20 protein-coding genes are annotated in these 24,065 nt (G+C 62.2%); 6 read left to right on the top strand and 14 right to left on the bottom strand.

Annotated features, from left to right (window positions below; all coding sequences use genetic code 11):
* Positions 1–5: 5 nt before the first annotated feature.
* The 4 genes from A3OO_RS0106505 (at position 6) to A3OO_RS0106490 (ending at position 6,328) form a co-directional block, all read left to right on the top strand.
* The gene (locus A3OO_RS0106505) at positions 6–1,028 is read left to right on the top strand and encodes an RluA family pseudouridine synthase (RefSeq protein WP_040573678.1); all 1,023 of its coding nucleotides are present in this window, start codon (positions 6–8) and stop codon (positions 1,026–1,028) included.
* Positions 1,018–1,668, top strand: a complete 651-nt coding sequence (locus tag A3OO_RS0106500; RefSeq protein ID WP_156824773.1) for a hypothetical protein — start codon at positions 1,018–1,020, stop codon at positions 1,666–1,668. Before A3OO_RS0106505 ends, A3OO_RS0106500 begins: the two co-directional genes overlap by 11 nt.
* A gap of 204 nt (positions 1,669–1,872) precedes the next feature.
* Positions 1,873–2,889, top strand: coding sequence for a ribonuclease T2 family protein (locus A3OO_RS0106495; RefSeq protein WP_026222743.1), 1,017 nt, complete (start codon positions 1,873–1,875; stop codon positions 2,887–2,889).
* Between the two features lie 172 nt (positions 2,890–3,061).
* A complete protein-coding gene (locus A3OO_RS0106490) occupies positions 3,062–6,328 on the top strand; it encodes a tetratricopeptide repeat protein (RefSeq protein WP_083909740.1) in 3,267 nt (1,088 codons plus the stop codon).
* Between the two features lie 10 nt (positions 6,329–6,338).
* Here the strand turns inward: A3OO_RS0106490 and typA are convergent, their stop codons facing one another.
* From typA to epmA, 3 genes are all read right to left on the bottom strand, one after another.
* Entirely contained in the window at positions 6,339–8,159 is a 1,821-nt protein-coding gene (gene typA, locus A3OO_RS0106485; protein WP_018407023.1) for a translational GTPase TypA, read from the bottom strand.
* Positions 8,160–8,334: 175 nt separating this feature from the next.
* Positions 8,335–9,810, bottom strand: coding sequence for a chymotrypsin family serine protease (locus A3OO_RS0106480; RefSeq protein ID WP_198008767.1), 1,476 nt, complete (start codon positions 9,808–9,810; stop codon positions 8,335–8,337).
* Positions 9,811–9,944: 134 nt separating this feature from the next.
* Positions 9,945–10,988 (bottom strand): EF-P lysine aminoacylase EpmA, encoded by a 1,044-nt coding sequence (gene epmA, locus A3OO_RS0106475; protein ID WP_018407022.1) that lies wholly within the window; start codon positions 10,986–10,988, stop codon positions 9,945–9,947.
* A gap of 96 nt (positions 10,989–11,084) precedes the next feature.
* Between epmA and efp the strand changes: the two genes are divergently transcribed.
* Positions 11,085–11,654: an elongation factor P gene (efp, locus tag A3OO_RS0106470; protein ID WP_018407021.1), complete on the top strand. Its 570-nt coding sequence runs from the start codon at positions 11,085–11,087 to the stop codon at positions 11,652–11,654.
* Between the two features lie 123 nt (positions 11,655–11,777).
* On the opposite strand, the gene A3OO_RS0106465 is transcribed toward efp, so the two are convergent.
* Positions 11,778–12,191 carry a very short patch repair endonuclease gene (locus A3OO_RS0106465; RefSeq protein WP_018407020.1) on the bottom strand — a complete coding sequence of 138 codons (414 nt, stop codon included), beginning with the start codon at positions 12,189–12,191 and terminating at the stop codon, positions 11,778–11,780.
* A gap of 145 nt (positions 12,192–12,336) precedes the next feature.
* Positions 12,337–13,482, bottom strand: coding sequence for a DNA cytosine methyltransferase (locus A3OO_RS0106460; protein WP_018407019.1), 1,146 nt, complete (start codon positions 13,480–13,482; stop codon positions 12,337–12,339).
* Between the two features lie 223 nt (positions 13,483–13,705).
* Here A3OO_RS0106460 and A3OO_RS0106455 point away from each other — a divergent pair, with 223 nt between their 5' ends.
* Positions 13,706–14,014, top strand: coding sequence for a hypothetical protein (locus tag A3OO_RS0106455; protein ID WP_018407018.1), 309 nt, complete (start codon positions 13,706–13,708; stop codon positions 14,012–14,014).
* 28 nt (positions 14,015–14,042) lie between these two features.
* Here the strand turns inward: A3OO_RS0106455 and A3OO_RS0106450 are convergent, their stop codons facing one another.
* From A3OO_RS0106450 to nuoH, 9 genes are read right to left on the bottom strand one after another with little or no spacing between them, the layout of a single operon-like run.
* A complete protein-coding gene (locus tag A3OO_RS0106450; RefSeq protein ID WP_018407017.1) occupies positions 14,043–15,713 on the bottom strand; it encodes a ribonuclease J in 1,671 nt (556 codons plus the stop codon).
* Positions 15,710–16,498, bottom strand: a complete 789-nt coding sequence (locus tag A3OO_RS21260; protein ID WP_018407016.1) for a biotin--[acetyl-CoA-carboxylase] ligase — start codon at positions 16,496–16,498, stop codon at positions 15,710–15,712. The genes A3OO_RS0106450 and A3OO_RS21260 overlap by 4 nt, the downstream gene beginning before the upstream one ends.
* 30 nt (positions 16,499–16,528) lie before the next feature.
* Positions 16,529–17,962, bottom strand: coding sequence for an NADH-quinone oxidoreductase subunit NuoN (gene nuoN / locus A3OO_RS0106440; RefSeq protein ID WP_018407015.1), 1,434 nt, complete (start codon positions 17,960–17,962; stop codon positions 16,529–16,531).
* A gap of 13 nt (positions 17,963–17,975) precedes the next feature.
* On the bottom strand, positions 17,976–19,484 hold the full coding sequence (locus A3OO_RS0106435; protein ID WP_018407014.1) for an NADH-quinone oxidoreductase subunit M: 1,509 nt from the start codon (positions 19,482–19,484) through the stop codon (positions 17,976–17,978).
* Positions 19,484–21,532, bottom strand: coding sequence for an NADH-quinone oxidoreductase subunit L (nuoL, locus tag A3OO_RS0106430; RefSeq protein ID WP_018407013.1), 2,049 nt, complete (start codon positions 21,530–21,532; stop codon positions 19,484–19,486). The genes A3OO_RS0106435 and nuoL overlap by 1 nt, the downstream gene beginning before the upstream one ends.
* An 8-nt stretch (positions 21,533–21,540) precedes the next feature.
* A complete protein-coding gene (nuoK, locus tag A3OO_RS0106425) occupies positions 21,541–21,852 on the bottom strand; it encodes an NADH-quinone oxidoreductase subunit NuoK (RefSeq protein WP_018407012.1) in 312 nt (103 codons plus the stop codon).
* Positions 21,853–21,862: 10 nt separating this feature from the next.
* Positions 21,863–22,465: an NADH-quinone oxidoreductase subunit J gene (locus tag A3OO_RS0106420; RefSeq protein WP_018407011.1), complete on the bottom strand. Its 603-nt coding sequence runs from the start codon at positions 22,463–22,465 to the stop codon at positions 21,863–21,865.
* A 52-nt stretch (positions 22,466–22,517) separates the two neighbouring features.
* Positions 22,518–23,006: an NADH-quinone oxidoreductase subunit NuoI gene (gene nuoI / locus A3OO_RS0106415; RefSeq protein WP_018407010.1), complete on the bottom strand. Its 489-nt coding sequence runs from the start codon at positions 23,004–23,006 to the stop codon at positions 22,518–22,520.
* Between the two features lie 7 nt (positions 23,007–23,013).
* Positions 23,014–24,063 (bottom strand): NADH-quinone oxidoreductase subunit NuoH, encoded by a 1,050-nt coding sequence (nuoH, locus tag A3OO_RS0106410; protein WP_370646324.1) that lies wholly within the window; start codon positions 24,061–24,063, stop codon positions 23,014–23,016.
* Between the last annotated feature and the right edge of the window lie 2 nt (positions 24,064–24,065).

The raw sequence follows: 24,065 nt of genomic DNA, 5'->3' as shown, positions 1-24,065 counted from the left end.
CTGAAATGACAGTCAAGGCTCTGCCTCAAATTGACGCATCCGCCGAGCGCTTCGAATTTCTCGTTGCGCCGCAGCATGCCGGCGCCCGGCTCGACCGCTTTCTCGCCGAACAGCCGGAGATCGTCGCCGCGCATCTGTCGCGCAGCCGCATCAAAGGGCTGATCGAGGACAACCGCGCGACCCTTGCCGGCGAGACGGCGCGCGATCCGGCCAAGAAGCTCGGCGCCGGAGATCACGTCACGCTCGACGTGCCGCCGGCGACTCCGGCCGAGCCGCAGGGCGAAGATATCGCGCTCGCCATCGTCTATGAGGACGAACATCTCCTCGTCATCGACAAGCCGGCCGGCCTCGTCGTGCATCCGGCGAGCGCGCATGAGAGCGGCACGCTGGTCAATGCGCTGATCGCGCATTGCGGCGACAGCCTTTCCGGCGTCGGCGGGGTGAAGAAGCCCGGCATCGTGCATCGCATCGACAAGAATACGAGCGGCCTGTTGGTCGTCGCCAAGACCGACGCCGCGCATCATGGCCTCTCGCGCCTCTTCGCCGACCACGGCCGCAAACTGTCGCTGACGCGCGAATATTTCGCCTTCGTCTGGGGCGTTCCCGACCGCGCGCATGGAACGGTCGACGCGCCGCTCGGCCGCCATTCGACGCAGCGCGAAAAGATGGCGGTGGTGCCGGAAGCGCGCGGCCGCGAAGCGATCACGCATTGGGAGAAGGTCGAAGATTACGGCGTCGCGGCGCTCATGCGGTGCCAGCTGGAGACCGGCCGCACGCATCAGATCCGCGTGCATATGGCGCATATCGGCCATCCGCTGATCGGCGACAAAACTTATGGCGCGGGATTTAAAACCAAGGTCGCGAAACTGACGCCCGCCGCGCGCGAGATCGTCGAGCGTTTGGACCGCCAGGCGCTGCACGCCGCGACGCTCGGGTTCGAGCATCCGGTGACGAAAGAGGAAATGATGTTTGAAAGCGAACTGCCGGAGGATTTGGCCGAGTTAAGGGAAGCGTTGCGTGAGCAGTGACGCGTCATTATCGTTCGGGCTATTTTTTGGGGAGCGCGTGATCCGTTGTCGAAAACACACGGCGCATATGGTTGATCGAGATTCTGCGGCAAAGCGGATTGGTCTGGCGATCATCGCCGCGATAGCATGCGCCTACGCGGCGGCTGGAGCAGGCGTTTCCGACGCGCCGTCTGTGGGGGCGATTTGCGGAGCGGCTGGATTTTCGATTGTGAGCGCCAAATACGGCGTGCCGAGTTTATCCCAGGATATCGCCAAAGAGGATTTGTGGGCCGCCGGTTTGATGGCCGCGATCGCGTTTGTTTTTCGGACCGACAGCCTCGATCTGCCTGACACAACGCGAGCTGCAATCGTTGCTGCAATGGTCGTCGCCGGAGCGACGGAAATTGTAAAGGGAGCAGGCGTGTTGGCCGGTTTCCACGCGCTGATGGCGACAGCCGTCGTTGCCGTCCTTTGCAGCGTCTTCGGCGGAGGAATTGGCGCTTTAGGCGGCAACGATCTTTTGATCGGCGCAGGCACTGGATTTGTCGTCGCCGTAATAGGCCTGAGCCCGATCGCTGCTTACATTGGCGCAATTCTGGGAGCGTCACTTCGCATCGGAGCGGACAATGGCTTTCAAGCCATTGCGCATCTCTTCCGCTAGGCGGAACTATTGTTTCTGCGAACTTGAGTTGAACGAGCTCTCTGGAATTACGCCTGAATACAACTGAGGAGAGCGGCAGGAGTTTCATCTTCCTGAGATGTCGCCGTCGCGGAAGTCGGAACAGTCGCGCAAGCAGACGCTGCTTGCTCAGGCACGCCGCCCAGCGCTACCATTCAGCGGGTTTTTATTATTGGAGGCGTCGCCTTGCGCAAATTTGCTCGTCCCTTCTTGCTTTGCTCGTCATTGTCGCTCGTCGCCTCAGGCGCGACGGCGGATACGCCTGCATCGGGAACTTTCGTCGCCCGTCAGTCCTGTCCCGCGCTTCAATCGATCAGAACCGGCGCCAATCCGGGCAATGTCAGCGTCGAGCCGAATGGGCATTATTCCATTTTCGCCAAGAACAAGCCGAATGCGACGCATTATCTCATCGATGTCCCCGACGCTCAGCCGGGGCGCCGGTGGGTCGCGGTCGGATGCGGCGAGGCGACGCTCGCTGAGGGCGGCGGCCAGCCGGGGAGCGGCGGCGAAGAAGCCTCCGGCGGGCAAGAGCCTGACGGCGGCCCCGCGGCGCAAAAGCCGGATTACATCCTCGCCGTGAGCTGGCAGCCGGCCTTTTGCGAAGGCAAGCCCGACAAGACGGAATGCGAAACGCAAAGACCCGACCGGTTCGACGCGACGCATTTCACGCTGCATGGGCTCTGGCCCAAAAAACAATATTGCAACGTCGATCGCCACATCGTCGCCGCCGATAAGGACAACAGATGGAACGGCCTGCCCGAGCCCGAACTCTCCGACGCGACAAGGCATGCGCTTTCAGAAGTCATGCCGGGAACGATGTCGCTGCTCGAACGGCATGAGTGGATCAAACATGGCACGTGCTTTCCGGGAAGCGCGGCGGAAATCTATTTTTCACGGATGCTCGCGCTGATATCTCAGCTGAACAGCTCCAAGGTTCAGGGGCTTTTCGCGGCGCATATCGGCGAGGAAGTCACGCGCGACCAACTCAAGGCGGCGTTCAATGAGACGTTCGGCGACGGCGCCGCGGATCGCGTGCGCGTCAGCTGCAAGCGAGACGGCGGCCGCAATCTCATCGTCGAGATGACCATCGGATTGGTGGGCGACGTCAAACCGGACAGCAAACTCGCCGATCTCATCGCCGCCGCGCCGGCGACGGACCCCGGCTGCCCAAGCGGGGTGGTCGATGCAGTGGGGTTGCAGTAGGCGGGGCTAGGAAAGCTTTGGACCCGAGCATCCGGCTCTCGCTCAGTACGCCGTAATGCCCGCGCTTGTCGCGGGCATCCACTTGGCTCACAGCGCGACCTCGTCCTTCCAAAAAGTTACTTGACTAACATGAAAAAGACGGCCCAACTTTTTGCAAAAGTTAAGGCCGTTGATGTCTGATTCTATTGAAGCACTCAGAACCGTTATATCTGGCGCGAAAGCTCTAATCGTTTGCGGCGCAGGGGTAAGCAGGGCCGTCACTGGGGGAGCCGCGCCCGGCTGGAAAAGCCTCATTGAGAGTGCGATCGATTCGGCTCCCAAAGAACCTGGAGAAGATTGGAGCGAACATTGCCGACAGGGACTGAAGCGGAAAGATCCTGACGCTTGGCTCACCTCAGCCGATATGGCTCAAAGAAAATTGGGAGGCTTCTCGAACAATAGCTATCGCGCTTGGCTGATGAAAAATGTCGGCGAGCTACAGGCGAGTGAACCCGCTCTACTCGACGCAATTATCGCACTGAACTGCCGTCTCGCGACAACCAATTACGATGGCCTGCTTTGCACGAAGAAAGGGGTGCAGCCCAAGACCTGGCGTAATCCCGACTCGGTCGCCGAAATTTTGACGGGAAAATCCCAGAATGTTTGGCATATCCATGGATATTGGGATGACCCAGAGTCCGTAATCTTTTCGACGGCTGATTACGATCGGGTGGGACGTAGTGATCGTACGCAATTTCTTCAGCAGCAAGCCGCCTTCGCCGATACGCTTATCTTCATAGGCTGCTCTGCGAGTGGCCTTGCGGATCAAAATGTCGGGCGTCTGTTAAATTGGTTCGGTTCGTCGTGGGGCGGGTTAGACAAGAAACACTTTGCATTAGTCACCGACGACGAGGTGGAAACGCCGGACTGGCCAGACAACGTCACTTTAGTTCCTTATGGGCCAAAGCACGAAAAACTGCCGGAATTCCTCCGAAGTTTAGCTCCCGAAAACTCGGAACCTCAAACCTCAGCGACCAAAGTCAACCGCATCGATTTGGCAATCCCCAATCCGCATCCGGTCGGACGTCGCGACGAAATCAACAGGGTCGTCACAGCCGCGACAGAAGGCCGTCCATGCCTCATCACCGGTGGGCCGGGTATGGGAAAATCAACGGTTGCGGTCGCCGCGAGTTATGATGAGAGGCTAATCAAAAAGTTTGGCGAAAGACGCGTGTTCGTCAATCTCGAAAATCGCACGGACCCTCTTGATATACTCATTCTTTTTGCCGCTGAACTCGGACTGAGTCCGGAACCGACACAGAGCGCCACTCTTGCGGCCATTCGCTACTCATGTGGACAGGAATCGACCTTCGCAATCTTGGACAATGTTGAAGGTTTGATCGAAGCCAATGAGCCCGAGGCCAGGCGCATTTTAGGTTTGCTGAGAGACACGACCGGCGTCTCCTTTGTTGTCACCAGTCGTGAAAGCCTGCCCGCTCTCGCGGATTGGGAAAAGATTGATGATTTACCGCCGCTAGCTCTCAATGAAAGCCGCGATCTTTTTTGCAAGATCGCGACGAACGTTCAGAAAGACGACCAGCACCTCGAATCGCTCTTGATCGCACTCGACGGTCACGCGCTTTCGCTCACGATCATGGCAAGCCGTGTGGATAGCGATCTTACGCTCGGTCCAATGCTCAGGCGATGGGAACAGGAGAAAGCCGAGTTGTTACGCCAGCCGGGCGCACAAGAAAATCGCCACAACTCGGTCGTGGCGTCGTTACGCGTTTCGCTCACTTCCCGGCATATGACTGTAATAGCCAAGCGGCTCCTAGCCGTTCTTGGCTTCCTCCCCGATGGCATCCCTGCAGGCGGGTTGAAAGCCTTTCTCGGCCAAGAAGATCGCCGGATCAAAGCGACCGAATCGGACGCGGCCAACGAAGTTCTACGCCGTCTGCGGCTCGTCGCGCCCCGAGCGGACGGCGCGATCAAGCTGCTTAATCCACTACGTGAAGCCGTGAGCATCGAAAGGCCGCTAAAAGGAGAGGAGCTTCAAAGAGTTGTAAGGGCGATAATAAAACTAACTGGAAAAGGTAAGTATTTCGGAACGGCAAAGTGGCCGGCGGCAGAGGCCGAACTACTGCCGCATCTACGAAATTTTACGCCGGTCCTCCTCCAAGCTGCTCGCGATCAGCCGATTCGAGAGGTTCGGCAAGCGATTGAGTCAGCCCGACAGCTTTCCATGGGGGAGCGGCGCTTTGACCCGTCGACGTTTCTTAAGCTGGCGTCGGTGCTGCAACGGCGCAATGCGAATGAGTCCAAGAACGCAGTTGCTCACGCATTTCATGCCGCGGGCTCTCTGGCGCTTTGTCGCGAAGATATGAATACCGCCCACACTCTTCTCGAAGAGGCGCGCGACATCTTTCTCCAGACCGGCGACCGGCTCGGGCAGGCAAACACGCATAGTTTGCTTGGCGATCTGGCGCTCAGACGCGACGATCTGGACGCCGCTCAAAACTCTTTCGAAGAGGCGCGCGACATCTACAATAAGATTGGCGACCGGCTCGGGCAGGCGAATACGGTTCGAAGGCTGGGCGATCTGGCGCTAAGACGCAACAATCTGGACGCCGCTCAAACCTCTCTCGAAGACGCGCACGACATCTACCATAAGATTGGCGACCGGCTCGGGCAGGCGAATACGCTTAGATCGCTGGGCGATCTGGCGCTAAGACGCAACAATCTGGACGCCGCTCAAACCTCTCTCGAAGACGCGCGCGACATCTACCATAAGATTGGCGACCGGCTCGGGCAGGCGAATACGCTTAGATCGCTGGGCGATCTGGCGCTAAGACGCGACGATCTGGATACGGCCCAAACTTATCTCCAGGAGGCGCGCGATATCGGCCTCCAGATCGGCGATCGGATTGGGAGGACGAATGCGCTTCAATCACTGGGCGATCTGGCGCTAAGACGCGACGATCTGGACGCCGCCCAAACCTATCTCCGGGAGGCGCGCGATATCTCCCGGAAGATTGCCACAAGACTGCTTGAGACAAACGCGAACTATTCGATCGGGCAAGTCGAAATGAGACGAGACGCCACTCGCTCCGAAAGAACTTTTACTCAGGTGTTGCAGTCATATGAGTCGCTTGGCGAGCAATGGGGCATCGCCCACAGCCACTTGCGCCTTGCGCAAATCGCCGCTTTTCGGGGCGACCGCTCTCGTCTGCCTGAAGCGGTCAACAAAATACTAGAGCTCGAAGCGAGCCATCCAACCAAACTGGCGGCGCCAGGTTGGCGGGCGTTTTGCGCCAGCCTAACCGAAGTTGACGAAGCTAAGCGCGCGTCCTTGCGCGATGAAGCTCGGCGCGCTTGGACCGAAATCGGAGATATTGGTCTGATCAAGAATTACCTCGACTTCGAAATCGAGGTTCCCGATCATACCAACGCAGAAGACTGACTGAGCCCCCTCACTCCACCAGCGCGGCCTTGCCCTTCGCCTTCTTGCGGTCGTTGGGGTCGAGAAACACCTTGCGCAGGCGGATCGACTTCGGCGTCACTTCCACCCTCTCGTCGTCCTCGATATAGGCCAGCGCCTTCTCCAGCGTCATCTGGATCGGCGGCGTCAGGCGCACCGCCTCGTCCTTCGATTGGGTGCGGATGTTGGTGAGCTGCTTGCCCTTGAGCACATTGATCTCGAGATCATTGTCGCGCGTATGCTCGCCGACGATCATGCCCTTGTATACCTTCCAGCCCGGCTCGATCATCATCGGGCCGCGATCTTCCAGCTTCCACATGGCGTAGGCGACGGCCTCGCCGGAATCATTGCTGATCAGCACGCCGTTGCGGCGGCCCTGAATCTCGCCCTTGTAGGGCGCATATTCATGGAACAGGCGGTTCATGATCGCCGTGCCGCGCGTGTCGGTGAGAAGTTCGCCCTGATAGCCGATGAGGCCGCGCGTCGGCGCATGGAAGACGAGACGCAGGCGATTGCCGCCCGACGGGCGCATCTCGATCATCTCGGCCTTGCGCTCGTTCATCTTCTGCACGACGACGCCGCTATGCTCCTCGTCGACGTCGATGACGACCTCTTCGATCGGCTCGAGGATCTCGCCGTTCTCATCCTTCTTGAAGACGACCTTGGGGCGCGAGACGCCAAGCTCGAAGCCCTCGCGGCGCATGGTCTCGATCAGAATGCCGAGCTGCAATTCGCCGCGGCCCGAGACGATATAGGCGTCGCCTGCCGGCGCGTCCTCGACGCGCAGCGCGACATTGCCTTCGGCCTCCTTGAAGAGGCGCGCGCGGATCATGCGGCTCGTCACCTTGTCGCCTTCCGTGCCCGCGAGCGGGCTGTCATTGACGAGGAAGGTCATGGAGAGCGTCGGCGGATCGATCGGCTGCGCCTGCAGCGGCTCGTTGACTTCCAGCGCGCAGAGCGTGTCGGCGACGTTGAATTTTTCAAGGCCGGCGATGGCGACGATGTCGCCGGCCTCCGCCTCGTCGATCGGCTGGCGCTCGATGCCGCGGAAGGCGAGAATTTTCGACACGCGGCCCTGCTCGACGATCTTGCCGGTGCGGTCGAGCACCTTCACCGCCTGATTGGGCTTCACGCTGCCGGCGAAGACGCGGCCGGTGATGATGCGGCCGAGATAGGGATTGGCCTCGAGCAGCGTGCCGAGCATGCGGAAGCCACCGTCCTCGACGGTGGGCGCCGGCACATGTTTGACGACGAGATCGAAGAGCGGCGCCATGCCGTCCTGCGGGCCGGTCGGCTCCTCGGCCATCCAACCCTGCTTGGCGGAGCCGTATATGATCGGAAAGTCGAGCTGCTCGTCGGTCGCGTCGAGCGCGGCGAAGAGATCGAACACCTCGTTGACGACTTCCGAGACGCGGGCGTCGGGCTTGTCGACCTTGTTGACGCAGACGATCGGCTTCAGGCCAATCTTGAGCGCCTTGCCGACGACGAATTTCGTCTGCGGCATCGGGCCTTCGGCGGCGTCGACGAGCACGATGGCGCCATCGACCATCGACAGGATGCGCTCCACCTCGCCGCCGAAATCAGCGTGGCCGGGCGTGTCGACGATGTTGATGCGCACGTCTTTCCAGGTGATGGACGTGGCCTTCGCCATGATGGTGATGCCGCGCTCTTTTTCGAGGTCGTTCGAATCCATCACGCGTTCGGCGACGCGCTGGTTCTCGCGGAACGCGCCCGACTGCTGGAGCAGGCGGTCGACGAGCGTGGTCTTGCCATGGTCGACGTGGGCGATGATGGCGATGTTGCGCAGCTGCATGTTCAAAGGCCGGCCAGGTAAAACAGCCGCCTCTGCGGCCGCTCGAGAGCGGCCGGGAACTAGAGACGCTGGCTGTTGTTGCGATGCAGCGTCTCATACCTCAAGGCGGGGGAATTTGGAAGCGGAGCCGGCCTGGGCGATCCCGCCCAGGGCCAGACGCCGCCCGAACCGCGGGCTACCGCGCCGGGCATTGCTCCCGGCAGCGCCGCCAGGCGGGGATGCACTGCGACCCCAGGCCGCCATCGGCGAGACAGGCGTCCCGCTCGGCGTTGCATTCCCGCAGGCACTGCTCCCGCGGCGTCGGCTCTGGCGGCGGGGGCGGCGGAGGCCGTGGCGCGGTGAAGGTGGTGAGATCTCCGAGCTCTTGCTCGATCATGCTCATCGGGCTGAAGACAAAGGAGCTGCCATCGTCCGGTCCTCCCCACAAAATGCCGTGCAGGCTCGCCTGACTGCCGGTCGGCAGGATGGAGAAGACGGGCGAGCCGCTGTCGCCATTGTCCGTCAGCTTGTTCGTCCCGCTCACCCGGCCGACGCGGCTCTGGCACAGCAGCCTGACGTCGGTGTCCGCGACATTGACGTCGATGCAGGTCGCGCGCACGTCGCCGAAGGCCCAGCCCGTCGTGCGGCCGACCTTGTTGAGCCTCATGCCCACCACGGAGTCCGGCGTCTCGCTGACGATCAGAAATGTGCTCGGAGAGCCGTTGATCGTCAGCGAGCCGGTATTGTTCGTCGTTCGCGCGATTTCGAAGCGCCCGCGGTCGATGCGATAATCGGCGTAGGCGCTGTCGCTGAAGCGGCATTTCTTGCCCGATGGGCACACGCCGCCGGTGAAGTATCGCGGATCGCTATCCTCATCGCCGATCTTATTGCCGGAAAGCAGCGGATCGTTCGGCTGATGAAAATCGTCGTCATTGCTGACGCCGCGATTCTTGGTGCAGTGAGAATTAGTCACGAAGCCGTCGCGTCCGTTGCGCACGACATTGAAGCCCAGCGTGCAGAGCTTAAAGGCGAAAACGCCGGTGTCGATTTCGATCTGAACGCCGGCGGGCACCGGCCGACGTTTATCGCGCAACGAGGCGTGAAAACGGATCGGCTGCGTTTCTTCGATGATCAGCGCTTCGAACGGAACGCCGAGCGATTTCGCCAGAGCTTCGAATCTTTGTCGCGACGGATCGCCGACGACGCCGATGGTCACGCGATTGCGGCGTTCGTCGAGATCGACGAAGACGATCTCCTGGCCGTCGAGCGCCGGGCTGAAGCTTTTCTTCCATTTGGCGAGTTCGACGACGTCGTAGTCGCCTTTGATGATGTTCGGTTCTTGAGCGCGGCCTTTGGCGGCGGCGTTTTGCGCCAGGAAATCCGCGCCGAGCACGCTGGCGATGGCCGACGTGACCTGCGACCGCGCAGATTTCATCGCGTCCGCGCTGCGTAGTTCGGGGGCGTTTTTCATATAGACCTGCAGCGCGCCCTTCTCGTCGAAATACATCCCGCCGAAGCCAGGCGCCTGCTCGCCAATTTTCACGAGCTTGTCGTCGAAGGTGGAGACGGGCGTGGCCGGCGCTGCGGGCGCTTCGCTCTGCTGCGCCATGGCGGCTGTCGCGATCGTCACGGCGATCGCCACGATAGATTTCAGCAATAATTTAAGGCCCATCGCGCCCTCCATGAAATCATGCGCGGCGTGCGAGCGCGCATCGCTCGCGTTCGCCGCCAAATGGCGCCAAATATGGACGTCATTGCCAGCGTAGGACGTTTGCGCCAGCGTCGCGTCGTTTATTCGAATGAGAACTAGGGCGCCGTGCCGCGCTCGGCCACTGGCGTCCACAGCACCTGCTCGATGCGCGCCGCTCCCGTCGCGAGCATCACCAGCCGGTCGAAGCCCAGCGCGACGCCGCAGGCCGGCGGCATCTCAGCCAGAGCGGCGAGAAAATCCTCGTCGATCGGATAGGTCTCGCCGTAGATGCGGCGCTTCTCCTGCATCTGCGCCTCGAAGCGCCGGCGTTGCTCCGCCGCGTCGGTCAGTTCGGCGAAGCCGTTGGCGAGCTCGACGCCGCAGACATAGAGTTCGAAGCGATCGGCGAAGTGCGGATCATCGGCGTTGGCGCGGGCCAGCGCCGCCTCGCTCACCGGATAATCCGTCAGGATCGTCGGCCGCTCGCGACCGAGCATAGGCTCGATCTTTTCGGACATGATCTTGCTGAACAGATCCGACCAGTTGTCGTCCTCGACGACGCGTATGCCGTCCCGCGCGGCGGCGCGCGCGAGTCCGTCACGGTCATTGAGCAGCGGTTCCAAATCAATGCTGGCGTGGGTCGCAAAGGCGTCGCAGACGCTGATGATCTGCGGTTCTTCGAAGGGATCGCAAACGCTGCCCATCCTGGCGAAATCCGTCGCGCCCGCCGCCCGCGCCGCGCTCGCCAGCAGTCCAGCGCAATCCTCCATCAGCCGCAGCGTCGGCGCCTCAGCGCGATACCACTCCAGCATGGTGAATTCCGGATGGTGCAGGGCGGAGCGCTCACGATTGCGGAACACATGCGCAAGGGTGAAAATCCGCTCCTCGCCCGCCGCGAGCAGCTTCTTGCAGGAAAATTCCGGCGAAGTATGGAGATAAAACCGGCTCCGCTCGCCGGCCGAGCCGATCAACTCCGTCGCGAAGGCCGAAAGATGCGTTTCATTGCCGCCGGATAGCTGAAGCGCGGCCGTTTCGACCTCGGCGAAGCCTTCCGCGGCGAAGAAGCGGCGGGTGGCGGCGGCGATCGCCGCCCGCGCCTTGAGAAAGGGCTTGCGGTCGGCATAAACATCCCGAGCCCACCAAGGCGACGCGCGCGTCATAAGGTCTCCCGCGAGGCGGGGCCCCGGATTGCCGGCGCGCCCGAAATATGGTCTGACCGCCGTTCATAAACCAGGCCGGCAATAAGGGATACGGACGTGAAAGTCATCGCCAGTTCGATTCGCAAAGGCAATATCATCGAGAGAGATGACGGGCAGCTTTACGTCGTCCTGACCGCCGAAAGTTTTTTCCCCGGCAAGGGCACGCCGACGACGCAGATCGACATGCGCCGCCTCTCGGACGGCGTCAAAACTTCGGACCGCTACAAGACGACCGAACAGGTCGAGCGCGCCTTCGTCGAGGATCAGGATTTCAGCTATCTCTACAATGACGGCGACGGCTATCACTTCATGAATCAGGCGAGCTATGAGCAGATCATCGTGCCCACCGATGTGATCGGCGATCAGGCGCAGTGGCTGCAGGAGGGCATGGTCTGCATCCTGTCGATGTTCAACGGCGTCGCCGTTGGCATTCAGTTGCCGCCGCGCGTGACGCTGGAGATCATGGAGACAGAGCCGGCGATGAAAGGCCAGACCGCATCCTCATCCTATAAGCCGGCGAAGCTCGCCAATGGCGCGCGCGTGATGGTCCCGCCGCATATTCAGCCGGGCACGCGCGTCGTGATCCAGACCGAGGACGGCGCCTATGTCGAGCGCGCCAAGGATTGAGGGGGCGTATCCCTCCCCTCGACGGGGAGGGTGGTTCGCGTGGCGAACCAGGTGGGGTGAAAAGCTCCCCCACCCGCGCCGCTTTGCGGCGCGACCTCCCCGCAAGGGGGAGGTATGCGCCCCCTACCCCAGAAATTCGCGCAGCTTCTTCTCCACGCCGGATTTATCCTTCAGCTCGCATTCCCAGACCGTGACCGCGCGCCAGCCGATCGCCGCGAGCGCCGCCTGATGCGCCGCGTCGCGCGCGACGTTTCGCGCGATCTTGGTGCGCCAATAGTCGGCGTTGGCCTTAGGGCTGCGCGCGCCGCGAGGGCACTCATGCCCGTGCCAGAAGCAGCCATGGACGAAGATCGCCAGCTTGCGGCCGATGAAGGCGATATCCGGATTGCCGGGAACGTCTTTGCGATGCAGCCGATAGCCCGGCGCGAAACGCCTCAACATCGTCCGCACGGCGATTTCAGGAGCGGTGTCGCGCCCCTTCACCGCCCGCATGATGGCGGAGCGTTGGGCGGGTGTTTCTTTGACGGTCACGCGCAATGCCCCCTCCCCAGCCCTCCCCCGCTGCGCTTCGCTTGCGGGAGAGGGGGCAGAGACCGCCCGTCATAAAGGTTGGGGCTCGCGCGGCAGCGCTGATCGGGATGGTTCCCTCTTCCGCGCAGCGGGGGAGGGTTAGGGAGGGGGCTCAAGCCGCCTCCTGTACGGCGCATGTATTCAGCAACGGCCCTAACAGGCTCGCCGCGAGATGGCGCACGACCGGAACGACGACGCCGTCGCCAGTCAGATGATAGGCGTCGCCATAGGTCGCGGGGAGCAAATAATCTTCCGGCAGGCCCATCAGCCGCGCGGTCTCGCGCGCGGACATCAGCCGCGAACGCACCTTGCCCTTATTGACCACCAGCACATATTGCCGGCTCGAGCCGCCGGCCGGCGTGCGCAAGCAACCGGCGATCTCGTCAAAGCGCGCCTCGGCGCGCTGGATTTTTTCGCCGGAGTGATAGCGCGTGCGACGATAAAGCGTTCCGACCATTTTGCGCCCGGCGCGTTTCGCCTCGACGATTTTCGCGAGATTGACGTCGCTCATCATGGCGATGAGCGCATTTGTCTCGCTTACGCTATGCCACGCCACATCCGTCGGAGCGTCTTCAATCGCGTCGATCAGCGCTGTATTGCGCAGCGGCGGCGCCGGCAAATTCCACCAGAGCCAGTTGTCGCGTTGCCGCTTCGGCAGGCGTTCATGCGCCGCGACAAGCGCGCGGGTGTGAAACGGCGCGTTTGCACTCTTCCTCATCAACGCAGAAGGAACCGCGACATCCTCGCGCGCGGCGATGATGAACAGCCGCGGGCGGGACTGCGGCACGAACAGCGCCGCGTCGATGACCAGCGCGCCAAACCTGTAGCCCTCTTTCGCCAGCGCCTCGCAGATTTTAGTAAAATCCTTGCCGCCATGCGAGGTCAGCGCGCCGCAGACGTTTTCGAGCACGATGACCGACGGCGCACGGCCCTCATTGCGGAGCCCCTTCATCAAATCCCAGAACGGCCAGAACGTCCCGGATCTTTCGCCCTTCAGTCCCGCGCCGGCGCCGGCGAGCGACAGGTCCTGACAGGGGAAGGACGCCCAGACGAGATCGGCGCGGCCTGGCAACTGCCCTGTGGATAACTCGCGCACGTCGCCGACGTGCAGCGCCTCGCCGCCCCAATTGGCGCGGTAGCTCTCCGCCTTTTTGCGATCGAAGTCATTGGCGAAAAGGCAGCGCCAGCCGTCGCCGAGACCGGCGCGGGCCATGCCGCCGCCGGCGAAGAATTCATAATAGGCAGGCCTATGGTCCATGCGCGATTCGCTCCAGGTGCAGCGTATCCGCCTGGCGCCGGCGCCGCGACTGAAAAGAAGGGTGACGGCTTTGCGAACGCGAAACCGAGAACACTGTCACATAGGTTTTATGCTTCTGTGATTGGGAAAACTCCCGACCTGCTGGCTGGGTCAACCGGGGCGACAGCTTCGCGCAGGCGCTGCCTGACGCATGTGCGCCTGCTCAGCGATGATGGAGTAAATAATGAAAAAGTTCCTGCCTCTCTTAGCGCTGATTTTATCGCCAGCCTTTGCTCACGCGGAGGAGGCCTTCGACTGCAATAAGAAGTTCGACGGCGAAGTCGAATGCAAGGTCAAGAAGGACAAGGTCGCGGTTAAAGCCGTGGCGATCGACGGCGGCGAATGCGCCGCGCCGACCTCCTCGAAGGTCTACGGAAAGGCCATGAAGAAGGGCGACAAGTTCAAGCTGCCCGGCGCGCTTGAGTGCTTTTACGTCAGCGGATTCACCATCACGACGACGGACGGCAAGACCCAAAAATTTTACGCCTTCTAAAAGGCGATCCGCCTGAGCGCGCCGCCGCTCAGGTGGCCACGACCATCACATGCACGGTGGGCTTCTTGCCCCAGACGGACGATACGGCGCCGCGTACGGCGCGCTCGATCGCCTTTGAAACGGCGTCGGCGTCGCGGCGCCGCGGACGCGACAGTCCCTCGAAAGCCGCAAAGAGCGCCTCGTCAATGACTTCGCCCATCTCCTCGCCGAATTTGCCGCGTTTCGGCACCCCAGCGAAGACGACGTCCGGATCGCCGACGAGCTCGCCCTTGCGGTCGACCGCCAGCGCGATGGAAATGACGCCGGTGACAGAGAGGCGCAAGCGGTCACGCACGGCCCCGTCGTCTTCGGTCAGGACGACGTCGCCATCCTTCATCAGACGGCCGTGTGGGGCCTTCCCGATGATGCCCGGCGCGCCCGGCGCCAACCGTACGATATCGCCATTACGCGCCGAGACGACCTGAGACACGCCATGTGACTTGGCGAAGGCTGCATGCGCCGTGAGATGATGCGCTTCGCCATGCGCCGGCACGGCGATCTGCGGCCGGATCCATTCGTACATTTGCGTGACTTCGCCGCGACGCGGATGGCCTGAACAATGCACGAGGTGGTCGTGATCGGTGATGACCTCGACGCCGATGTCGCATAGAGCGTTGATGACGCGAAAGACGTCGCGCGCATTTCCCGGTATCACGCGCGAAGAGAAGATCACCCGATCGCCCGCGACAAGCTTGATCGCCGGATGTTCGTTCACCGCCGCCCGGGCCATGGCGGCGCGGTACTCGCCCTGGCTTCCGGTCGCGATGACGACGGTCTTGTCGCGCGGCAAGGTCGGCAGCAATTCCGGCGCGTGAAATCCGGGCAGCCCGTCGAGATAGCCGCAGTCTCGCGCGACCTGGATGGCGCGATCCATCGCCCTCCCCGCCACGACGACGGTGCGCCCGCAGGCCTGCGCCGCTTCGCCGATGCCGCGCAGCCGCGCAATATTGGACGCGAAGGTCGTGACCAGCACCCGGCCCGGCGCTTCGGCGATCAGCGTGCGCAACGTGCGCGCGACATCGGCCTCCGAAAAACTGTCGCCCTCGCGCAGGATGTTGGTCGAGTCGCAGATGAGCGCCGTGACGCCCTCGTCGCCAAGCGCGCGGAGCCTCGCCTCGTCGATGCGCGTTCCAACGCCGGGCTGCGGATCAATCTTCCAGTCGCCGGTGTGGAGCAGCAGGCCGAGCGGCGTGCGGATCGCGAGCGCATTCGCTTCCGGAATCGAATGCGCGACCGCGACATATTCGACCTCGAATGGATCGAGATCGAGCTTTGCGCCGGCATGCGTCAGGGAAATGTCGATCTTCGGCGCGCCAGGTTCGTTCAACCGCCGCACTTCCAAGAGGCCCGCCGCAAAGGGGGTGGCGAACACCCTGCATTTGAGCCGCGGCCATAAGGTCGCGAGCCCGCCGATATGATCCTCATGCGCATGGGTGATGCAAATGCCGACGAGATCGCGCGCGATCTTCTCGACGAAGGCGATGTCGGCGAAGACGAGGTCGACGCCGGGAGCCTCCGGCCCCGGAAAGCCCAGGCCGCAGTCGACCATCAGCCATTTGCGCGCTTTCGGCGGCCCGTAGCCGTAGAGCGCCATGTTCATGCCGATTTCGCCCAAGCCGCCGAGCGGCACGAAGACGAGGTCTGCGTCCGGCGTCGTCATGCGACGCCTCCCGCCGTAGTCTGTCGCGGGCCGAGCGACACGTCGCCCGCCTCGATGACACGCTCGCCGTCTCGCGTCGCCAATACGAGCCGGCCGATCGCGTCGATGGTCGCGAGGCGCCCCTCGACGGTCTCGCGCGGCAGCTCAACGCGGATTTGGGCGCCGAGGTAGGCGGCGTCCGCCAGCCAAGCGTCTCGGATGCGGGCGAAGCCTTCGCCGCCCCGCCAAAGATCAAGCGTGTCGACGAGCGCGTCGGACAGATGCGTGAAGAGCGTCGCAGCGTCTGGCGCGTTCGTCCCGATCGACGCCAGCGCGCGTGCTTCAAAGGGCAGATCGCGCGGCGCCTCGGCGCAGTTGACGCCAAGGCCGATGATCGCGACGAAGGCGCGCGGCGCGCGCGCATCGCCTGTCGGCACGCCGACATTCTCAAGCAGAATCCCGCCGAGCTTGGCGCCCTCGAGCAGAAGATCATTGGGCCATTTCAGCGCGAAGCGGCCGGCGCCGCCTGTCGCGGCGCGCAAGCCGCGCATGGCCGCGACGCCCGCCACGAAGCCGAGCTGCGGCGCGACGGCGGCGTCGCCGAAATCGCCAAGAACAAGGCTCGCATGAAGATTGCCCGGAGGCGAAATCCAGTCGCGTCCGAGACGGCCATGCCCGCGCGTCTGCCGCGCGGCGACCACCCATAAAGGTCCTCGCTCGCCCGCCTCGATCAGACGTCGGGCTTCGTCATTGGTCGAATCGACGCTCTCCAGCGCGAGGAGGCGCACGCCGTGGGCGCGCGCCAATGATCCCAACTCCACGCGCGAATTACCTCCCTAGAAAAGCGACTTCGCCGCCGCCGCCGCCGCATCCATGACTGGGGAGGGATAGACCCAAAAGCCAAGCAGCGCCAGCGTGGAGGCGCCAAGCACCGCGCGCAGCGCCATCGGCGCTCGGTCGAAGGCCGGCGCCGGTTCATCAAAATACATGACCTTGACGACCCGCAGATAATAATAGGCGGCGACCGCGCTCGCCAGGACGCCGATGACCGCGAGGCCGAAGAGGCCAGCGTCGACCGCGGCGAGGAGCACGTAATATTTGGCGAAAAAGCCCGCGAGCGGCGGAACGCCGGCAAGCGAGAACATCAGCATCGCCAGGAAGAAGGCCATCCAGCTATTGGTGCGCGACAGGCCGGCGAGGTCGGAGACGTTCTCGACATATCTGCCTTCGACGCGCATCGCGAGAATGGCGGCGAAGGTCCCGAGCGTCATGATCAGATAGATCGTGAGGTAGATCGCGACGCCGCGCACGCCCGCCTCGTCGCCGGCAGCCAGTCCGATCAGCGCAAAGCCCATATGGCCGATCGAGGAATAGGCCATCAGCCGCTTGATGTTCTCCTGTCCGATGGCGGCGAAAGAGCCCAGCAGCATCGAAGCGATGGCAATGAAGATGATGATCTGGCGCCATTGGTCTTTCACGCCGGGAAAGGCGGTAATGACAATGCGCACGGTGATCGCCACCGCCGCCATTTTGGCGGCTGAAGCGAAGAACGCGGTGACCGGCGTCGGCGCGCCCTGATAGACGTCGGGCGTCCACATATGGAACGGCGCCGCCGACATTTTGAAGGCGAGCGCGGCCAGGACGAAGACCAGCCCGAAGATCACGCCAATCGGCGCGGAGGTCGAAACAACCGCCGCGATCCCGGCGAAAGACACCGTTCCGGAGAAGCCGTAGAGCAGCGACGCGCCGTAAAGCATCATGCCGGAAGAGAGCGCGCCGAGGACGAAATATTTCAGCCCGGCCTCCGACGATCGCCCGTCGTCGCGCGCGAAGGCGGCCATGACATAGAGCGCCAGCGACATCAGCTCGAGGCCGAGATAGAGCGCGATGAGGTTATCGGCCGAAATCAGCAGCAACATGCCCAGCGTCGAGAGCATGATGAGCACCGGATACTCGAATTTTTCCAGCCCGTTGCGTTGCAGCCAGTCGACGGACAGCAGAATCGACACGATCGCGCCGATGAGCGTCAGCGCTTTCATGAAGCGCGAGAACCCGTCGTCGATATAGGCGCCGTCGAAGATGCTTGTGTCGGGCGTGCTCGACAGAGCAATCGCGACCAAGGCGAGGCCCAGAATGCCGACGGCCATTTCGTCGACGAGGCCAAAACCGCGCTCGCCGCGCCATGCGCCGATCAGGATGAGAACCATCACGCCGACGGCGAGAATGGTCTCAGGAAGAAAATGATGCGCGAGTTGAACGAAGAAGGGCATCGTCAGCGATCCGTCATTGGCCAGCCGCCGCGAGCTTAATCGCGTCGATGAGCGCCGTATGGGTCTGGATGAGATTGTCGACCGACGCCTGCGTCGCGCTCAGAATGGCCTGCGGCTGCACGCCGTAGTAAATCGTGAGCAGGACAAGCGGCGTGAAGATCGCAATCTCGCGCGGCGTCAGATCGGCGATGTTCTTGAGGCTGGCCTTGTCCAAGACCCCGAAGATCACGCGGCGGTAGAGATAGAGGGCGTAAGCTGCAGACAGAACGACGCCGCTCGTCGCGATCAGCGCGACCCAGCTATTCGCCTGGAAGGCGCCGGTCAGCGACAGGAACTCGCCGATGAAGCCCGTCGTTCCCGGCAGGCCGACATTCGCCATGGTGAACAGCATGAACACGAAGGCGTAGATCGGCATGCGGTTGACGAGGCCGCCATAGGCGGAGATCTCGCGCGTATGCATGCGGTCGTAGATCACGCCGACGCAAAGGAACAGCGCGCCGGAGACTAAACCGTGCGAAATCATCTGGAAGATGGCGCCCTGCATGCCTTGAGCATTGAGCGTGAAGAGGCCCATCGTGACGAAGCCCATATGCGCGACGGACGAATAGGCGATGAGCTTCTTGATGTCTTCCTGAACGAGCGCGACGAGCGAGGTGTAGACGATCGCGATCACGGACAGCGCGTAGATGAGCGGCGCGAAATTGGTCGAAGCGTCGGGAAACATCGGCAGTGAGAAGCGGATGAAGCCGTAGCCGCCCATCTTCAGCAGAATCGCCGCAAGGATGACGGAGCCGGCCGTCGGCGCCTCGACATGCGCGTCAGGCAGCCAGGTGTGCACCGGCCACATCGGCACCTTCACCGCGAAGGAGGCGAAGAAGGCGAGCCACAGCCAGGTCTGCATCTCCTTGGGGAAGTCGGTATGCAGCAGCACGGTGATGTCGGTCGTGCCGGCCTTGCCATACATGGCGAGGATCGCGACCAGCATGAGGAGCGAGCCGACAAGCGTGTAGAGAAAGAATTTGAAGCTCGCGTAGACGCGCCGCTTGCCGCCCCAGATTCCGATGATGAGAAACATCGGGATGAGGCCGCCCTCGAAGAAGAGATAGAACAGCACGATGTCGAGCGCGCAGAAGACGCCGATCATCAGCGTCTCAAGCACGAGGAAGGCGATCATATATTCCTTCACGCGCTTCTGGATCGAGTCCCAGGAGGAGAGAATGGCGAAGGGCATCAGGAAGGTCGTCAGCAGAACGAAGGGCATCGAAAAGCCATCGACGCCCATCTTGTAGACGAGGCCCGATCCGAGCCAGTTTTTCTGCTCGACGAACTGAAACGCCGCGCTTGTCGTGTCGAAGCCGGACCAGATGACAAGCGACAACGCGAAGGTCGCGAGCGTCGTCGCCAGCGTCGCCCATCGGATATTGCGCAGGCTCGCTTCATCATCGCCCTTCTGCGTCAGCAGGAAGGCGACGCCGACCAGCGGCAGAAAGGTGACGCCGGAGAGAATGCCGAAACCAAACATCAGCGCAGCCCCCCGGCGATGAAGTAAGTGACGACCGCCGCGACGCCGATGAGCATGGCGAAGGCGTAGTGATAGACGTAGCCAGTCTGCAAGCGCACGGCGAGCCTGGCGCCATCGGCGACTCGCGCCGCCACCCCGTCAGGCCCGAGGCCATCGATAATCGCGCCGTCGCCGCCCTTCCAAAACAGTCGGCCAAGAGCGAAGGCGGGCCGAACGAACAGGAAGTCGTAGAGCTCGTCGAAATACCATTTGTTGAGCAGGAACCGGTAAAGCCGCGGGAAGGTCCTCGCCAGCGCCTGCGCGGTTCCCGGCTTCAGCACATAGAAATAGAGCGCAACGGCGAAACCCAAAGCCATCACCACGGTCGGCGCAAGACCGACGCCGAGCGCCACGTCATGGAACTGATGGATGATGTGATTGTCGCGGCCGGTGAAGAGAGCGCCTTTCCAGAATTCATCGTAATCATGGCCGATGAAGTATTTGCCGAAGACGATGCCCGCGCCGAGAGCGCCGAGACCGAGCACCGCCAGCGGCGCCAGCATGACAATCGGCGACTCGTGCGGCGCGTGATGGCCATGGTCGTGGCCATGGCCATGGTCGTGCGAATGATCCTGATGCGTTTGATCACCATCCGCATGGACTAATTCCGCCGCCGTCGGCTCCTCATCCGCATGGTCCGTCTGAACGGCATGGTCCTTACGGGCTCCAAAGAAGGTCATGAACACCAGCCGCCAGGAATAAAATGAAGTCAGGCCGGCGGCGACCACGGTCGCGACAAAGGCGAACATCGCGACGTGATGATGTTCGCCCGCGGCGTAGGCTGCTTCGATGATCGCGTCCTTGGAATAGAAACCGGCGGTGAACGGGAAGCCCGTGAGCGCGAGCGTGCCGATGATCATCATCGCGAAGGTGAAGGGAATGTCCTTACGCAACCCGCCCATGTTGCGCATGTCCTGCTCGTGATGCATGGCATGAATCACGGAGCCCGCGCCCAGGAAGAGCAGCGCCTTGAAGAAGGCGTGGGTGAAAAGATGATAGACGCCGATGCTATAAGCGCCGACGCCTTCCGCAACGAACATATAGCCGAGCTGCGAGCAGGTCGAATAGGCGATGACGCGCTTGATGTCGTTTTGCACGAGGCCGACCGTCGCGGCGAAAATGGCCGTGACCGCCCCGACCAGCGTCACGAATTCGAGAGTCGCGGGCGCATATTCGAAAATCGGCGAAAGGCGCGCCACCATGAAGACGCCGGCGGTCACCATCGTCGCGGCGTGAATGAGCGCCGAGACGGGCGTCGGGCCCTCCATCGCATCCGGCAGCCAGGTGTGCAGCAGGAATTGCGCCGACTTGCCCATCGCGCCGATGAACAGCAGGAAAGTGGCGAGCGTCAACGCGTCGACATCCATGCCGAAGACATGGATCGTCTTGCCGGCAAGCCCCGGGACGGCGGCGAAGACCTCTTCAAAGCCCAGCGACTTCGTCAGCTGGAAGACGAGGAAAATCCCGAGCGCGAAGCCAAAATCGCCGACGCGGTTGACGACAAAGGCCTTGATCGCGGCGGCGTTCGCCGAGGGCTTTTGATACCAGAAGCCGATGAGCAGGTAGGACGCGAGTCCGACGCCCTCCCAGCCAAAGAACATCTGCACGAGATTGTCGGCCGTCACCAGCATCAGCATGGCGAAAGTGAACAGCGACAAATAAGCGAAGAAGCGCGGGCGATCCGGATCCTCGTGCATGTAGCCGATGGAATAGAGATGCACGAGGCTCGACACCGTGTTGACGACGACGAGCATCACCGCCGTCAGCGTGTCGACCCGCAGCGCCCAGTCGACCTTGAGGTCGCCCACGGTCATCCAATTGCCGATGATCGGCGCATAGCCGTGATCGTGGCCGAGCGCGACGTCGAAGAAGACGATCCACGACAACACGGCGCAGATCATCAAGAAGCCCGTCGTGACCAGCTCCGAGGCGCGCACCCCGATCCAAGGTCCGAGCGCGCCTGCGATCAGAAAGCCGACAAGCGGAAGAAAGACGATGGCGTAAATCATCGCTGGGGTCAGCCCTTCAAGGAATTGATGTCTTCGACGGCGATCGTGCCGCGGTTGCGATAGAAGGTAACGAGAATCGCGAGGCCGATCGCCGCCTCCGCCGCCGCCACGGTGAGCACGAAGAGCGCGAACACCTGACCCGTCAAATCGGCAAGCGACTGCGAGAAGGCGACGAAGTTCAGATTGACCGCAAGCAGGATCAGCTCAACCGACATGAGAATGACGATGATGTTCTTGCGGTTGAGGATGATGCCGGCGACGCCGAGCGTGAACAGGACCGCCGCGACGACGAGGTAATGCGTAAGGCCGATGGTCAGCATGATGTCCTCGTTAGACGCCGGTCCGAAACGGAACTTTCTTGATCTCGATCACATTTTCGCGCGTGCGCGCGTTCTGCTCGGCGATCTTCTGCCGCTTGATGTTGGGCTTGTGATGCAGCGTCAGCACGATGGCGCCGATCATGGCGGTGAGCAGCACAAGCGCGGACGCCTGAAAGAAGATCACATATTTCGTATAGAGGATTTGGCCGAGCGCCGCGGTGTTGCTCATTTGCGGAATGATCGGATTGGCGGCGGCGTCTGCCGCCGAAGGCGCCGAACTCCAGCCGAGCGCCACGAAACCCAATTCCGCAAGGACGACGACGCCAACCCCGACGCCGACCGGAAGATATTTGGCGAACCCCTGCTTCAGCTCGGCGAAATCGACGTCGAGCATCATGACGACGAACAGGAACAGCACCGCGACCGCGCCGACATAGACGACGATCAGGATCATCGCCAGGAACTCCGCGCCGGCGAGCAGAAACAGCCCCGCGCCATTGCAGAAGGCGAGGATGAGAAAGAGCACCGAGTGCACCGGATTGCGCGCGAAGATCACGACGCCGGCCGAGGCGATCATGATCGTGGCGAATAGGTAGAAAAATACGGCCTGCACGTTCTTCGTCCTTACTGCGCCGATGCGGCGTGTTCGTTCGCGTCTCTTCGTGTTACCTGTACTGCGCGTCCATCGCGATGTTGCGCGCGATCTCGCGCTCCCAGCGGTCGCCGTTATCGAGCAGACGCTCCTTGTTGTAGTAGAGCTCCTCGCGCGTCTCGACCGAGAATTCCGAATTGGGCCCCTCGACGATGGCGTCGACCGGGCAAGCCTCCTGGCAGTAGCCGCAATAGATGCATTTGACCATGTCGATGTCGTAGCGCGTCGTGCGGCGGGTGCCGTCGTTACGGCGCGGTCCGGCTTCGATGGTGATCGCCTGCGCAGGACAGATCGCCTCGCACAGCTTGCAGGCGATGCACCGCTCCTCGCCATTGGGGTAGCGGCGCAGCGCATGCTCGCCGCGGTAGCGCGGCGACTGCGGATTCTTTTCGTGCGGATAGTTGATCGTCGCCTTCGGCTTGAAGAAGTAGCGCATCGACAGCAGAAATGCGCCGACGAACTCGGTGAGGAAGAGCGACTTGGCGGCTTGATCGAGTTTCATGACGGCCTCAACTGCCTGCCGGTCCCGCCGGCCAGAACTGCAGCACGGCGGCGACGATGACGACCATGGCGAGGGAGATCGGCAGAAAGACTTTCCAGCCCAAACGCATCAGCTGATCGTAGCGATAGCGCGGCACGAAAGCCTTCACCATGGCGAAGAAGAAGAAGAAGAAGCTCACCTTCAGCGTGAACCAGATCACGCCCGGCACATAGGTGAACGGCGCGATTTTGATCGGCGGCAGCCAGCCGCCGAAGAACAGGATCGTCAGCAGCGCGCACATGGTGACGATCGCCACATATTCGGCGAGCATGAACAGAACGTAGGGCGTCGCGGAATATTCGATCATGAAGCCGGCGACGAGCTCAGACTCCGCCTCCACGAGATCGAACGGCGGACGATTGGTCTCGGCGAGCGCCGAAACGAAGAAGACGACGAACATCGGGAACAGGCGCAGCCAATACCAGCCGGCCATGCCGTAGGACGTATCCTGCGCGTTGACGATGTCGGTCAGATTGAGCGAACCGGCGCAGAGCAGCACCGTGATGATGACGAAGCCGATCGAGACTTCGTAGGAGACCATCTGCGCCGCCGAGCGGAGCGCGGACAGAAACGGATATTTCGAGTTCGACGCCCAACCGCCCATGATGACGCCATAGACGCCCAGCGACGACAGCGCGAAAATGTAAAGGATCCCGACATTGATGTCGCCGACCGCCCAGCCGTCGGCGACAGGAATGACGGCCCAGGCGGCGATCGAGAGCGTCGCCATGATGAAGGGCGCGAACAGGAAAACGCCCTTGTTGGCGACGTCCGGGATCACCGGCTCCTTGAGCGCGAACTTGAGGAAGTCCGCGAAGCTCTGCAGCAGACCCCAGGGTCCGACGACATTCGGTCCGCGGCGCAACTGCACCGCCGCCCAGATCTTGCGGTCGGCGAGGATCACATAGGCCACATAGATGAGCAACGCGACCGCCAGCAAAACGCTCTTCACGAGCGCGAGAACAAGCGGATACGCGATGAAGAAATCCGAAATGGCGCTCGCCCAACCGTCGCTCACGT

This window comes from Methylocystis rosea SV97 (assembly GCF_000372845.1).
Lineage (GTDB): Bacteria > Pseudomonadota > Alphaproteobacteria > Rhizobiales > Beijerinckiaceae > Methylocystis > Methylocystis rosea.
The sequence above is the reverse complement of the archived record's forward strand: the minus strand, read 5'-3'. Positions and strand labels throughout refer to the sequence as shown.

Coding starts and splice junctions, on each gene's coding strand:
- epmA (WP_018407022.1), bottom strand. CDS start 10,988: ATGACGCGCGCGTCGCCTTGGTGGGCTCGGGATGTTTATGCCGACCGC.
- typA (WP_018407023.1), bottom strand. CDS start 8,159: ATGCAGCTGCGCAACATCGCCATCATCGCCCACGTCGACCATGGCAAG.
- A3OO_RS0106450 (WP_018407017.1), bottom strand. CDS start 15,713: ATGACGACGCCGGACGCAGACCTCGTCTTCGTGCCGCTCGGCGGCTTG.
- nuoN (WP_018407015.1), bottom strand. CDS start 17,962: ATGCCCTTCTTCGTTCAACTCGCGCATCATTTTCTTCCTGAGACCATT.
- A3OO_RS0106480 (WP_198008767.1), bottom strand. CDS start 9,810: ATGGGCCTTAAATTATTGCTGAAATCTATCGTGGCGATCGCCGTGACG.
- A3OO_RS0106455 (WP_018407018.1), top strand. CDS start 13,706: ATGAAAAAGTTCCTGCCTCTCTTAGCGCTGATTTTATCGCCAGCCTTT.
- A3OO_RS0106435 (WP_018407014.1), bottom strand. CDS start 19,484: ATGTTTGGTTTCGGCATTCTCTCCGGCGTCACCTTTCTGCCGCTGGTC.
- nuoL (WP_018407013.1), bottom strand. CDS start 21,532: ATGATTTACGCCATCGTCTTTCTTCCGCTTGTCGGCTTTCTGATCGCA.
- A3OO_RS0106460 (WP_018407019.1), bottom strand. CDS start 13,482: ATGGACCATAGGCCTGCCTATTATGAATTCTTCGCCGGCGGCGGCATG.
- A3OO_RS0106505 (WP_040573678.1), top strand. CDS start 6: ATGACAGTCAAGGCTCTGCCTCAAATTGACGCATCCGCCGAGCGCTTC.
- nuoI (WP_018407010.1), bottom strand. CDS start 23,006: ATGAAACTCGATCAAGCCGCCAAGTCGCTCTTCCTCACCGAGTTCGTC.
- A3OO_RS0106490 (WP_083909740.1), top strand. CDS start 3,062: ATGTCTGATTCTATTGAAGCACTCAGAACCGTTATATCTGGCGCGAAA.
- nuoK (WP_018407012.1), bottom strand. CDS start 21,852: ATGCTGACCATCGGCCTTACGCATTACCTCGTCGTCGCGGCGGTCCTG.